6 protein-coding genes are annotated in these 14,013 nt (G+C 53.0%); all 6 read right to left on the bottom strand.

The genetic code is table 11. The features are described from left to right. Positions 1-7: 7 nt before the first annotated feature. Positions 8-388, bottom strand: coding sequence for a glycine cleavage system protein GcvH (gcvH, locus tag JT719_RS11325; protein WP_207433174.1), 381 nt, complete (start codon positions 386-388; stop codon positions 8-10). A 57-nt stretch (positions 389-445) separates the two neighbouring features. Beyond that, positions 446-7,498, bottom strand: a complete 7,053-nt coding sequence (sov, locus tag JT719_RS11320) for a T9SS outer membrane translocon Sov/SprA (RefSeq protein ID WP_242693143.1) — start codon at positions 7,496-7,498, stop codon at positions 446-448. A 114-nt stretch (positions 7,499-7,612) separates the two neighbouring features. After that, positions 7,613-8,206 carry a Holliday junction branch migration protein RuvA gene (ruvA, locus tag JT719_RS11315; RefSeq protein WP_207433173.1) on the bottom strand — a complete coding sequence of 198 codons (594 nt, stop codon included), beginning with the start codon at positions 8,204-8,206 and terminating at the stop codon, positions 7,613-7,615. Positions 8,207-8,365: 159 nt separating this feature from the next. Then, a complete protein-coding gene (locus JT719_RS11310) occupies positions 8,366-10,636 on the bottom strand; it encodes an NADP-dependent malic enzyme (protein WP_207433172.1) in 2,271 nt (756 codons plus the stop codon). A 196-nt stretch (positions 10,637-10,832) separates the two neighbouring features. Continuing rightward, on the bottom strand, positions 10,833-12,389 hold the full coding sequence (locus JT719_RS11305) for a lytic transglycosylase domain-containing protein (RefSeq protein ID WP_207433171.1): 1,557 nt from the start codon (positions 12,387-12,389) through the stop codon (positions 10,833-10,835). Further along, the gene (gene gatA, locus JT719_RS11300) at positions 12,389-13,825 is read right to left on the bottom strand and encodes an Asp-tRNA(Asn)/Glu-tRNA(Gln) amidotransferase subunit GatA (protein WP_207433170.1); all 1,437 of its coding nucleotides are present in this window, start codon (positions 13,823-13,825) and stop codon (positions 12,389-12,391) included. The genes JT719_RS11305 and gatA overlap by 1 nt, the downstream gene beginning before the upstream one ends. Between the last annotated feature and the right edge of the window lie 188 nt (positions 13,826-14,013).

Here is a 14,013-nt window from a genome sequence, read left to right as displayed (position 1 = left end):
ATGGTACTTAGGCGCCTACCAGTTCGCGGTACGCGTCTGCAGAGAGAAGCTCGGCTAATTCAGCTTCGTTAGAGATAGACATTCTGATCATCCAGCCATCGCCGTATGGGTCAGAGTTTACCAGCTCAGGGCTGCCGTCTAATTTGTCATTGATTTCCAGTACTTGGCCAGACAATGGGCTAAACAGGTCAGAAACGGTTTTCACCGCCTCTACGGTGCCAAATACTTCTTCTCTGGCCACGTCTTTGTCAAGGGTGTCAATGTCTACGTACACAATATCGCCCAGTTCGCGCTGCGCGAAATCAGTAATGCCCACATACGCTACATCGCCTTCAATGCGCACCCACTCGTGGTCTTTGGTGTATTTCAGCTCCTCAGGGAAGTTCATAGGTAATTTGATTAAGTTTTCTCAAAAATACATTCTTTTTGGCTCGTGTCGCAAGCGCTAGTCAGATAAACTGAACCGGAGCTGCACACCACCCTCTGTTACGGTGTTCCGGAAGGCGTTGGCCACTTTAGGATCATTTATGTTTTGGGTGTAGTAGAACTGCAGGTTCAGGCGCTGGCTCACCACGTAATCAATGGTTGGCCTGATTTGCACCTGCAGGGCACCCGCGGTAGTGAGATTGTTCTGGTACTCATTTCCGTTGGTGTCTACCGCAATTGTCCGCTGAATGGTTTCATTGTCCCGAATGGTGAAGTCCAGGCGCATGGTCAGTTCGTTCTCCAGCGTGCGCTTGCCGCCAATCTTGAACGGCAGCTTAAAGTTGGTGGCGCTGTAGCCCAAGCCTACCACAATGTCTTTGATGCCGTTCTCGGTTACCTGCGCGTTGGTCATGTTCAGCAGGAGGTTGCGCTGGGTTTTGTATTCCAGACGACCGGTGATCTGCCCTTTGGTCCGGAAGTTGATCCCGATGAGCGGCGACATGCTCTCCGTGATGGCTACCTGGCTGACGATGTAGTACGGAATCACCTCGCCGGTCTGTTCGTTTACCTGGTCTGGGAAGCCCTGCGGCTCAAAGTTGTAATTGAGCGCCGTGCTGAAGTTAGCCACCGTGTAGCTGGACTGGTAGGCGTGGTTCAGGGTGAACGAGCTGAAATACTGCTGGAAGAACGGCAGCGTTGACAAGCCGTTGTACACCACGTTCCAGTTAGGCAGCGGAATGGCATCAAACGGTTTGGTTGGCTTGGCTTTGTACCCGTTCACGTCCTTGCCCTGGTAAGCGTGCAGGAACGCCGGAATCAACACATCCTGAGAATTCAGGGCATAAACGCCCGGTCCCTGGTTAGCGTCGTTCAAACGGCTGGCAATGGCGGCACGGTTGCGGATGAACGTTTCAAACGCCTCTGAGTTGTTGCCAGATCCTGATTCAAACATGGTTTTCACAGAAATGAACGAAACGCGGTAAGAACCGGTAGTGAACGGGTTTTGCCGCTGCACCACCAACGCCGAATCCCGGCGGTAGAACACCTCGTCAATCTCAGATTTGTTCATGGCTCCATCCAGCGTGATGATGAAGTTCCGGAACGGCTCCAAGGTAGCTCGGGCGGTCAGGTTGATGGATTTCAAGGAGCTAAGCGGCGTGTTCAGGTACTGGCTGCTATCAGTGTACCAGCCTTCGCGGTTGGCCCGGTTATAAAGATCATCCAGCTCGTACTGCTTTCCTAGCACGAAGTCCAGTCCCGGAGCCCCAAACCCATCGGCTAACCCGAAGTTCCTGGACGTAGGCAGGAAGCCGGGCAGCAACGTACCCTCAGTGCGCGCATAGGTGAAGTTGACAGACCGTGCTGACATCAACGCCCGCAGGATTCCTTTCAGCACTTTCATTTCGCGCTGCTGGGTAGTATCTGCCACCGATTGAGCCTGCGACCTGATGGGCTGTTGCTGCACGCTTGGCCGCGGAGAAGCTTCATTGGCGGCCTTCAGGAATTTTACCTTGTTGTACAGGCGCACCAGATCCAACTTACCGCTAATGCTGGTCTCGGTGTTGTTTTCAATGGTGTTTCCTAGTTGCAAGGTATCGTTCCGGCTAAGGGCAGTAGAAGCCGAGGTCCAGGTAAATCCGGCCTGGTAACGGGCATCGGCAGAAATCCAGTCGGTCAGCGGGAATTTATCCAATGGCAAGCGGTACGTGAAGGCTATCACCTGGTTGAAGTTGGTGTTTCGGCCAAAGCGTCTCAGGTTGTGCCAGATTTCATCGTTTTTCCAGCGCAAAGAGTCTACTTCTTCGTTGATACGGCCGTTTGGCTCGTCAACCACAGCCCGGTTAGTAGCCGTGTAATCCAGAGAAAGGCTCTTAGTCAGATCCCACTTTATGTCATAGATGCGGTTGAAGAAGAACGATTTCTGGAAAGTAGGCAGAAAACCGGCGGTATCTGGCAAGCTGTACGGCGAAGTGCGCCCCTGCAGGAATGTTTCATTGTACCGGCGGTCCAGGTCTGCTCTGATGGCAATTCTGCTTGGCACCAACGAGAAGTTGAACTCCTTCAGCCACCGCAGGTACGGCGACTGGAAGGCTTTCACCTCCGCAAACGGCGTATAGCTCTTAGGCGTGTTGTTATAGGTGTAGGCAATACCTCCGTTGTAGGTCTTGGAGAAGTTACGGTCGGTAGAGATATCAGTATGCAGCACCTCGGTGTAGGCATAGGAGAACGACAGGTTCTCTATGTCATAGATACGGCTCTTCGCTTCAGGGTCTGTCTTCTCTTTCCGGACGTTGAGCAAGTTGATGCTCTTGGTAGTGGTCTGACTGACGACTTCCTTCCGGTAATTATCCCGTTCTTCGTTATTCTCAAACTTCTGCAACGATAGGTCTAATTCAGTGTCTCGGTCCAGCGGGTCAAAGCGCGGCTCGCTGATGGTGGTTCCGTATTGCACTGACAATGGAACTACCAGGCCTAGTTTGGCAGGCAACAGCTTTTCTGCCGCTACGTTGGCGGTAATATCAAACTGGCCAGTGGTCTCACGGGCTCTTTGCGCCGCCCGCTGCTGAATGCCTCCAAAGCCCACAGTGGTATAAGAACCGGTAGCGGTGATGTTGGCAAAATCTGCCAGTTTCACGTTGGCCCGGGCAGTAGCAGCCCAACCCGCGGTGCGGTCAAAGTCAGACACGCGTAGTTCGTTTGCCCACATACAGATTGAATGGGAAGCTTTATCAGGCGTGGCCGGGTTTTCCAGACCAAGCATCAGGCTTTGTACATCACTGAAATCTGGGTTACCAATCACTCTGAAAACCTTGCCATCGTCACGGGTTTCGGAGAAGACCTGGTTCAATGGCCAGTTGGCTTGGTTCCGTCTTGATTTCAGGCGAACAAACTCGTCAAAAGCTACATCAATGAAGTTCTGCTCATTCCAGATCTGGTACGGGTCACGGCTGCCGGCCGGGGTCATCTTCAGCGGGATAGAGAACTCATAGTAGTTCTGGGTGAAGTCGGTACCAATTCTAATGAAAGCGTTTACTTCGTTGTCCTGGGTTCCGCTGGCGCTCTGGGCGTGGATGTACATTTTCAGGCGCTTGTAAATAAGCATGTCCTGCGACACGTTTTTGTACACCGCCTTGCTGAAAGAATCTCTCAGGTTCTCCACGCATAACTGCAAGGACTGCTCATTCTGACGGCGGTTGTTGGCCGAAGAATAGTCACGCTGGCGCTCTACTCCCGGAGGTACCACGTACGGAATGGTGCCCGGGTCTACTTCGCCGTTTTCTTCAATACTTACAGAAGATACCTCAAAAGCCGACGCATCGGCATCGCAGTCGCCCACGCAGGGTGCTCCGTTGGAAAGGATGGAGTTATACGTACGCCACTGGTTAGAAACAAACTGCATCTGCACAAAGCGCATCACCACCGGCAGTTCAAACTGGGTCATGTACATGCGCATGAACCGGATGGATTTAAAACCCTGCATGTTGTTTACGTTACCGGTTGGTTTTCTCACCGGAATCCGGAACTGGTACCAACGCACTTTATTGCCCCCGGCATCTACAGAGTCTACTTTGTCTACAATGTAGTTATCACCCACATTCAGGCGGCCAGGACGCAGGTCAATGCTGTACTCATAATACTGCTCCGTATCACTGATTACGTTGTCTTTGTTCAGGTCCTCTTTGTCTGGGAAAGCGTTGGAAGAAAGCTCGCTATTCACCGGGGAGTTACCCTGCATCCCATTGAAATCTTTGTAGCGGCCCAGCACCCCTACGTTGTTGGCGTCATAACTAGGATCCAGGTGATGCCGGAAATTATCGGCAGACGGGTCTGGCAAAGAACCGTAGATTCCCTGGAAGAAGGCACGTTCATCGCTGTCGTTCAAACCATCCAGGCCAATGTCCTGGAACGGGCGAGAGCCTGGTTCACTGTCAAAGGCATCGGTCAGGAACTGGGTACGGGTTACCCGACCCCAAGCAGTTTGCTCAGTGTTCTGCGTGTTACCATCGGTGGGCAAGCCGTTTTCAAACTGGTACCGCTGGTCTTTCAGGATGTCTTCCGAGATGTTACCCAAGTTGAAAACCAGTTTTCCGTTTTCGTCCTGGCTGTTACGGGCATCATCTTCGCCGGTAATGATACGACGGCCCCGGTCACCTTTGATGAAGGGGTCCATCATCCAGAACTCCAGGTACTCAATGTTAGCGTTGTCAAAGTTGTTATCGAAGGAAATCTCCCGGCTAATACCCGCCCAGTGATTGCGGATGTTGCCTCTATCGGTTAGAAAGCGTCCATCATTGCTTACCAAAGGGTTGTAGTTGTACTGCCCCCGTTCACTTGGATAGTACGCCAGGTCAAAGGTATACTCAAAGGTGTTGTTGGTTTCTGGGTCACGGTTAGGGAAGATCTCCCGGCGCTGCACCCCACGTACGTAGTGGTTCTCCAACTCTTCTCTGGAGATGTTGCCTGGCCGCAGGTTATTGGCCGTGTAGTAAATCTGGTCAATGGTATACCAGGCCAGTTTAGCCCGGTTGTACGCATACGCCAGGCCGGTAGCGCCGTTCACCAATGGGGCAGGAGTAGCCGCCAAACGCCAAGCATTGGTGTTGAAGCCGCCCAGAGAGTACGGAGTTTTGGCGTTCTCAAAGTCATCTATGTAAGAGACTCCGTCTTCGCCCTCAAACTTGGTTTTCTGCGGAACCAGTTGCGCCATCTCGGCCCCTAGGGTGATGGTAGACGTTTCCTTGGTTTGCAGGAAAGGCAGCTTATCGGTTAAGCGGGTCAGGAACCTGGAATCACGGCGGTAGTTGATGTCAAACCCATAAATAGTGTTGTTGCTGGGCTCATCGCCAATGTTCACCCGCTGGATGAACGGCCGTTCCCCCTGGTGTAAGACCGTGGCGCCCAGAATCAAGTCATTGTCTACCTTGTAATCAAAGCGCGCACCCAAGAGCGTTCGGGGCTGCACACTTAAGATATCCGCTTTTTCATAGGTGATCCGCAGGTTGCTGGCCGTGTTAAGGTAACTCGGGTTCAGGATCTTTACCCGTCCCAAATCATAGAACACCTGATAATCCTGGCCTTCTACCAGACGGGTTCCACCTGAATACACCGCTACCGATCCCTCGGCAATACGAATGCCCGGAAGCGTAATTTCATCGGTGCTGGAGGCTTGGTAACGGCCCTGGATGAAGTATTTGTTTTTCTGGGAGAACTGCTGGGCATCGGTCACTATAGAGTCATACAGCTCCTGGAAAACGTACTTGTTGATGTATTGGTCTTCTGTGCCCGGCGTGAATTGCGAGCGGAGGTAAGACCCAAACGGCTCTACCTGCGGGAAATAAATACGGCCAGTCTCAGGGTCAATGGTGATGCCCGACAAAAAGTCGAAATTACCGTCTTTGGGCGGGTCATTGTTGGTATTCACGTTGTCCAGGTTAAACACCTGAATCAGCGGAATTCCCTTCAGTCTTGACTCATCCTGGAAACTGGTCAAATCGCCACCGGTAGCATCGTCTTTGTACACCAGGTTCAACTGGAAGTTCTGGCGCTCAATCTGGTTTGCATTCAGAGCGTAGACGTTTTTCATCATCAGGTCCCAGGTGGGGGTGTTCAGTCCTGGGTTGGTGGCGCGCAACAACTTCAGGAAAATCACCTGGTCTTCTGGTACGTTCTGGTAGTCTTCCTGCAGTTCCCCTACTTTATAAGTACGACCATTCAGGGTGTACTCAAACGCCACGCCCAATACCTGCTCTGGTAACAGGGCGGCATTCAGGGAAATGTAACCTAGCTGCGGGTTGAATTTATACTCGGTCTGGTCTAGCCTGCGGGCGCGTACGTGCTCAAAGTCTACCGTTTTCTGCAGCCCTAAGCCCTCCAGAAAGTTGTCTATCTGGGTGTTGTTTCTAACCGAGAGCCCACCATAAAGGTTGTTCTGGCCATTCCCGGCACCGGACCCAGCCGGTAAATTGTTGCTGAAACGTGCCCTGAACGGATTCGGCTCGCCCAAGTCCATCAAAGCCGCTACGTTCCGCAGGTTCTGCGTGGAACGGTTGTCATTGGTGATGTACACCTCCAGGCGGCGAATCACAATACCGGAGTTCACCAGTGGCAGATTGCGGAGAGCCTGGTCATAGCGGTTCCGGAAGAACTGAGCCAGGAAGAAGTGGCGGTCACGGTCGTACTCATCCGCTCTAATCTCAAAGCGGCGGTTCTGGGCTCCGTTCTGAATGTCTACCGCGTCAATGCTCCCGCGCTGGTTGGCGGCAATGGCTGTCACAGACAGTTTCCCTAACTGTAACTGGGCTTTGAGGCCAAACAGGTTCTGGCCCCCGGAGATAAGCGAGTTGTTGAGCGGAAGACTTACGTTTCCGGCCTCAATTTTCTGAATGATCTCCTCTGGGTAGCCGGTGTACTCCAGTTTGAGGTTGTTCTCGAAATCAAAGTTGGCCTTGGTATCCCAGTTGGCAGTGATGCGCATTTTTTCGCCAATGCGGCCGTCAATGTTCAGGGCGATGCTCTGGTCAAACTCAAAGTCCCCGATGCTCTGCTGACGCAGAGGAATGGCCGGGTTCTCGTTCTTGTTAAACAGAGCCCCAAATTTAAGCGTGGCCAACCCGTTGGGCCGGATGTCAATGGTGTTGCCCCCAAACAGGCGGTCAAAGGTGCGGCCCCCTACGTCAATGGTAGGTACCAGGCGGCGGCTGGGTGCGGCAGGGTTCTGCTCATCCAGCGCGGCAGATTTGGTACGCCAGTAATCCCTGATGGCCTTTTGCTGCTGGTAACGGGAGTACTCTTCAAAGGTCATGGTGCTGGGATCGCGGTAGTCATAACCGCCAATCTGCTCCGTGATCTCGAAACGCTTGAGACTGTCATCTGGCACCACCTGCAACTCCACGTTTTTAGGAAGCGGCAGAATCAACGGCGACAGCGTGGTTCTATTGGAAAACGGATCGCCCCGCCGATCGTCAAAGATCAGCTTGGGGCGTCTGGAAGGAATATACCCTTGGTTTTTAGTTGTGTCCTGGGGCTCTTCTTCTTCAGACGACTCCACGCCCATAGTACTAATACCTGACATGGGAAAACTACTAGGCTCGGCTTGGGTAAGCCAAGCCATCAACGACACCAACCCTACTGCGGCTGTAAGAATGTGAGGCTTTCTCTTGTAAAACACAAATAATGGGGAAGTTTCTTAGGATGACTTCAAAGCGAACTTGATCATTTCTTCCACGGTGAGGCCTGCACCTTCCCGCTTTATGATATTGTCTAAGGTTTTCTCGGCGACATTCTTCGCAAAACCTAAGGTCACCAATGCAGATAACGCCTCCTCCCGGGAGGTATTGTGCGCAGCACCAAATGAGACATTTACGGAGTCTGCTCCCAGGCCTTTCCGGAATTTATCGCGGAGTTCCAGGATAATCCGCTGGGCGGTTTTGGCGCCAATGCCTTTCACCTGCTGAATGGTGCGCACATCTTCGCGCACAATGGCCTGCTGCACCTCCTGCACGGTAAGGGAGGAGAGAATCATGAGACCTGTGTTAGGGCCTACGCCCGAAATAGAAATCAAATGCAGAAACGCGCTTTTCTCAGCGGGAGTGGCAAAGCCATACAGCGTATGCGCATCTTCTTTGATGTGCAAGTGGGTGTACAGACGGCAACGCTCCCCCTCGGGCAATTGCCCGTAGGTATTCAATGAAATACGAAGCTCATAGCCCACGCCTCCCACGTCTATAATCACGAAAGTGGGATCTTTCTGGGCCAGACGGCCATCTAAATATGCGATCATGTGACCAGCGTAATAAAGGGTGAAATACGGTAAATAATATAAGTAAAAATTCTGTTTTGAGCCTCTTTTTGAGGAAAGAAGCTCAAAACAGAATATGAGTATAATTAGGTAAGTATTGGACGCTACGCTGTAGTACAACGCAGTACGTACTAGTACTATTTAGAGTTTAGCCTTGCACGTCTGGGCATCTACCACGGCAATGGCTACCATATTGATGATTTCCCGCACCGAGGAACCTAACTGCAAGATATGCACGGGTTTGCGCATGCCCATCAGGATAGGCCCAATGGCTTCTGCCCCGCCAATTTCCTGTAAAAGTTTATACGCCATGTTACCCGCTGCCAAGCCTGGGAAGATGAGCGTGTTGGCTCCTACGTTGGCCAGTTCACTGAACGGATAGTGTTCGCGCAGCAAATCGGTGTTCAGGGCGGTGTTGGCTTGCATCTCCCCGTCAATGAGCAGGTCTGGGTAGCGGAGTTTGGCCAGACGGGTAGCCTCGCGGGTTTTGGTAGGCACCTGCCCAGAGCTAGACCCGAAGTTGGAGTAAGAAAGCACGGCAATACGCGGCTCCCGGTCAAAGAAGCGAACGTAGCGGGCCGTCAAGCCAATGATGTCTACCAGTTCCTCGGCGGTAGGCTGCAGGTTCACGGTAGTATCTGAGAAGAAGTAAGGCTCTTTCTTGTTCTGGATGATGTACATACCCGCTACCTTGTTCACTCCTTCTTCCACACCGATCACGTGCAGGGCAGGCTTAATGGTAGAGGAGTACTCGCGGGTAAGACCAGAGATAAGCGCATCTGCCTCGCCGGTTTCCACCATCATACAGCCAAAGTAGTTGCGGTCACGCACCAGTTTGCGGCAGTCGTACAGGGTAAGTCCTTTGCGCTTGCGCTTCTCGTAGAGCAGATGGGCAAATTGCTCACATTTGGCGTCTTCCTCGCGCGGATCAATGATCACGCAGCCAGTCAGGTCCATGTTGAATTCCTCCACCAGCTCCTGGATAAGGGCCCGCTCGCCTAAAAGAATAGGGTAGGCCAGCTTCTGCTCCATTACCGTTTGGGCCGCCTTCAGAATCTTGTAGTTGTCTGCCTCCGCGAAAACCACCGTTTTAGGGTTCTGGCGGGCCTGGGTAAGCACGCGGTTCATCAGTTTCTGGTCAATACCAATGCGGGCCTGCAACTCATGGTGATACCGCTCCCAGTTGGTGATTGGCTGACGGGCCACACCAGACTCCATAGCGGCTCTGGCTACGGCCGGGCTCACGGTGGTGATCAGGCGCGGATCCAGCGGCTTAGGGATAAGGTATGTGCGGCCGAAAGCGATGGTGTTATCCCCGTAGGCCTTGTGCACGATGTCTGGCACGGCTTCTTTGGCCAGCTCGGCCAGGGCATAAACGGCGGCCAGTTTCATGGCCTCGTTGATCTCGGTGGCGCGTACGTCCAGGGCACCCCGGAAGATATAAGGGAAACCCAATACGTTGTTTACCTGGTTAGGATGGTCTGACCGGCCAGTAGCCATAATCAAGTCCTCGCGGGTGGCCATGGCGGTTTCGTAGGCAATCTCCGGGTCTGGGTTAGCCAGCGCGAAAATGATAGGATCAGCAGCCATGCGTTTCACCAGTTCTGGGGCCAGCACGTTACCGGCACTCAGGCCAATGAACACATCAGCGCCTTCCATAGCCTCGGCCAGGGTGGTGATTTTACGGGTGGTCACAAACTGGGCACGGTAGATGTCCAGGTCATTGCGGTGCGGGTTAATGATGCCGTCTTTGTCAAACATGACAATATTGTCAATGTCCACACCCAAGGCCAGGTATAACTTGGCGCAGGCAATAGCGGCGGCCCCGGCTCCGTTGATCACCATCTGGATCTTTCTGATGTCTTTGCCTACCAGTTCCAGGGCGTTCAGCAGGGCGGCGCTGGAAATGATGGCCGTCCCGTGCTGGTCATCGTGCATGAGCGGAATATTCATCTGCTCGCGCAGGGCATTCTCAATCTTGAAGCTTTCCGGGGCTTTGATGTCTTCCAGGTTGATGCCCCCGAAGGTGGGTTCCAAAGACTTCACAATGCGCACGAACTCCTCGGGGTCAGTAGAGTCAATCTCGATGTCAAACACATCAATACCGGCAAATTTCTTGAACAGAACGCCTTTCCCTTCCATTACCGGTTTAGAAGCCTCAGGTCCAATATTGCCTAAGCCCAGCACGGCGGTTCCGTTGGAGATCACACCTACCAGGTTGCCTTTGGCGGTGTATTTGTACACATCTTCTTTGTTGGCAGCAATCTCTTTACAAGGCTCTGCTACGCCTGGCGAATAAGCAAGGGCTAAGTCCATCTGGGTGCTCACCATTTTGGTAGGCACCACTTCTACCTTACCGGGTTGCCCCTGGCTGTGATAATTCAGCGCATCTTCCTTGTTAATCTTAATCATGTCCTTCAGTTCTTGTGTTGTATTCTAGGTTATTCCGCTAGAGCGGGGTAATACTCTCAGATGGTTTCCGGCCTGGTTTTGCCATATCTTGCTTAAAACGTCGGTCTGTTTTAGGGCTGTCTGGGCGAAAACACCGGAAAAACAAAAAGCATCCCAAGCCTGAGCCAGAGATGCTAGTTATGTTTTACTGCCAGAATCAGCCTACAATCAGCTTCATGCCTGGTTTCAGTTCGTCGTCTTTCAGTTTGTTGGCTTTTCTCAGCTGTTCCACACTCACGTTGTTGTAACGTCTGGAGATATTCCAAAGTGTATCGCCGGGCTGAACATGGTGAATGGTCTGCGGTTTTTCTACCGTACCTTTCTTTGCTATCGCTTTCTTGGCAACCGCAGCAGTGGCCGCATTTTCCTTAGGCATACCTTCTGCGTTAGGCCCCGCTAACTTGCCGTTAGAAGAAGCCACCTCATCGGCTGAGGCCAACAGCGTGGTCTCTGAGGCCGGAGTTTCCTTCAGCTTCACGTCCTGCGGATTCTTGCTCTCAGGCTTGTACACTACCAGCTTCTGGTTTGCCAGCAAGGTGTTGCCAGAGATCTTGTTCCAGGCCTTTAACTGCTCTACGGTCACGTTCTGCTCTTTCGCAATCTTGGAAAGATTGTCGTTGCGGCGAACCACATAGAAAAATTTGGTGGTGCTGTCAGGTACTGCAACCTCGGCTTTCGCCATCATGGTGGCTGGCTCCTGAGGCACCGGCAGTTTCACTCTTACCGGAGCTTTGTAACGGGCCGAGTCCAGGATGGCCATGCGGTTCTGGTCCAGGAAAGGTCTTGCCGTAGCCGGAATGCGCAGTGGGAAATTGGCTACGTTCTCCGGAATGTGCTTGTGCTTCAGCGCCGGATTCAGGTTGGCAATGTGGTCCTCGGGCAGGTTCAGTTGCAGAGCCAGCAACTTCAGATCCACAGGCTGGCTGATGAGCATGGTGTCTACCTCTACCGGATACTGCAGGTTCAACGGCTGAATGTTGTGGTCTGACGCGTGGTTCATGGCGTATACCAGAGCCGTGAAAGAAGGCACGTAGGCGCGTGTTTCTTTAGGCAAATAAGGATAAATGCCCCAGAACGTACGCTTGCCGCCCGAGCGGGCAATGGCTTTCTTCACGTTGCCCGGACCGCAGTTGTAGGCCGCCAAGGCCATTTCCCAGCTCCCGAACATACGGTACAGTTGCTTCAGGAACTTGCAGGCCGCCTCAGTGGATTTCTCCGGGTCCATGCGCTCATCCAGGTAATGGTTCTGCACCAGACGATAATCACGGCCGGTGAAGTCCATGAACTGCCACAAACCAACTGCCTTGGCCGAGGAAACCGCCTTGGGCAGCAACGCCGATTCCACCACCGCCAGGTATTTCAGTTCATCTGGCATGTTGTGCTTGGCCAGGTACTTCTCAAACATAGGGAAGTACAGCGGCTGCCGCTCCAGTACGCGCCGGGTATATTTCCGGTTCCGGATGGTGAAGTAGTCAATCAACCCTCTTACCTGCTTGTTGAACTCCAACGGTATCTCCTGTTCAAGACAGCTCAGACGGTCCTGAATGAGCTCATCGGTTTCTACCGGAATAAACTCAATGGTGTCTGCGAGTACCTTAGTTGCGTCTTTTACTTGCACCGCCGGGAAAACCGGTGTGGTCGCTTGCTGGGCCTGCGCCGCAGAGCCCAAGCCTAGTGTAAGTACAAGGCCAGTAAGAAAGGTAGTTTTGCGCATTAGGCGTTTACTTGTGGTTGATGGTTCATCAGTTGTTTGGAGAAGGCCAGCAATTGCTCTTCGCCAAAAGCTTTGGTCATCAGCTGCACCCCAATTGGGAGCCCTGCGGCATCGTGTCCAATTGGTAACGAAATAGCCGGAATACCCGCCAGGTTTGCCTGTACCGTGTAAATGTCTTCCAGGTACATGGCCAGCGGGTCTTTGGTGTTTTCCCCTATCTTGAAAGCCGTGGTAGGGGTAGTGGGTAGAATCAGGAAATCGTATTGGCTCAGGAGTTCATCGGTTTTCTCCTTGATCAAGCGACGTACTTGCTGCGCTTTGGTATAGTAAGCGTCATAGTAGTCAGCGGACAACACGAAGGTGCCCAGCAGAATGCGGCGCTGTACTTCTTTCCCGAATCCTTCAGAGCGGGTTTTCTTGTACATAGACGGCAGATCTGTGGCGTTCTCGCTCCGGAAACCGTACCGCACGCCGTCATAGCGGCCCAGGTTAGAGCTGGCCTCGGCGGTGGTAAGAATGTAGTATGTAGGTACAATGTAGTCCAGGAACGGGAACTCTACCGCTTCCACGGTATGGCCATCGGCCTGCAGTTGGTCCAGTACGCCCTGCACGGCGGCTTTCACCTCGGTGTTCAACCCGGGGCTCTCAAAAGAATCACGGATGAACCCGATGCGGGCCGGGCGGTCAAAGGTAAGATTCTGGCTGTAGGCTGGTACCGGGCGCTGGCTAACGGTGCTGTCAAATTCATCTGGGCCAGCCATTACTTCCAGCAGCAGGGCGGCATCTTCCACGCTTTGCGTGATCACGCCAATCTGGTCAAAAGAAGAAGCGTAAGCGATAAGACCGAAACGGGAGATACGGGAATAAGTGGGTTTCACGCCTATCACTCCGCAATAAGCCGCGGGCTGACGCACAGAACCACCGGTATCTGACCCGATGGAGGCCAAACAAAGATCGGCTTGAACGGCCACGGCAGAACCTCCGCTAGAGCCACCCGGTACGCGGGTGTTGTCTACTTCATTGAGGGCAGGGCCGAAAGCGGAGTTTTCATTGGAGCCACCCATGGCAAATTCATCACAGTTCTGACGACCAATGATGATGGCGTCCTCGGCCAGGAGGCGCCGTACGGCGGTGGCGGTGTAAAGGGATTTGAAACCGTTCAGGATTTGGCTGGATGCCTGCAGCGCGTGACCCTCATAGGCCAGCACGTCTTTGATGCCAATCACCATTCCGGCCAGTTTGCCGGCGGTGCCGGCCTGCAATTTGGCATCCACTTCTTCGGCGCGCCGAAGGGCTTCTTCTTCAAACACTTCCAGGAACGCGTTGAGATGGCGTTTAGCGGCAATGTTCTGCAGGTATTGCTCCACCAGTTGGCGGCAAGAGAGTGCGCCTCGGCCTATCTCCTCGCGGATAGCGTCAAGGGATGTATAACGCATGTATTAAACGTTCGGGTTGTTAGGGGTTGTTGGGTTTGGGTTGGCAGCGGGCTCATTATTGTAAGGAGCGTTGCCAGGGTGGTTATAACCAGGTTGTTGGTTGTAGCCTTGCTGGTTATAGTTGTTGTTGGCGTGCGGGTTAGGGTTGTAGTAACCGCCGTTGTTTGGATAATTTCTGTTTTGGTTGT

The organism is Sabulibacter ruber (assembly GCF_017355955.1).
Classification (GTDB): Bacteria; Bacteroidota; Bacteroidia; order Cytophagales; family Hymenobacteraceae; genus Nibribacter; species Nibribacter ruber_A.
This window is presented reverse-complemented; position numbering and strand designations above follow the sequence as displayed.

Coding starts and splice junctions, on each gene's coding strand:
- gcvH (WP_207433174.1), bottom strand. CDS start 388: ATGAACTTCCCTGAGGAGCTGAAATACACCAAAGACCACGAGTGGGTG.
- sov (WP_242693143.1), bottom strand. CDS start 7,498: ATGTCAGGTATTAGTACTATGGGCGTGGAGTCGTCTGAAGAAGAAGAG.
- ruvA (WP_207433173.1), bottom strand. CDS start 8,206: ATGATCGCATATTTAGATGGCCGTCTGGCCCAGAAAGATCCCACTTTC.
- JT719_RS11310 (WP_207433172.1), bottom strand. CDS start 10,636: ATGATTAAGATTAACAAGGAAGATGCGCTGAATTATCACAGCCAGGGG.
- JT719_RS11305 (WP_207433171.1), bottom strand. CDS start 12,389: ATGCGCAAAACTACCTTTCTTACTGGCCTTGTACTTACACTAGGCTTG.
- gatA (WP_207433170.1), bottom strand. CDS start 13,825: ATGCGTTATACATCCCTTGACGCTATCCGCGAGGAGATAGGCCGAGGC.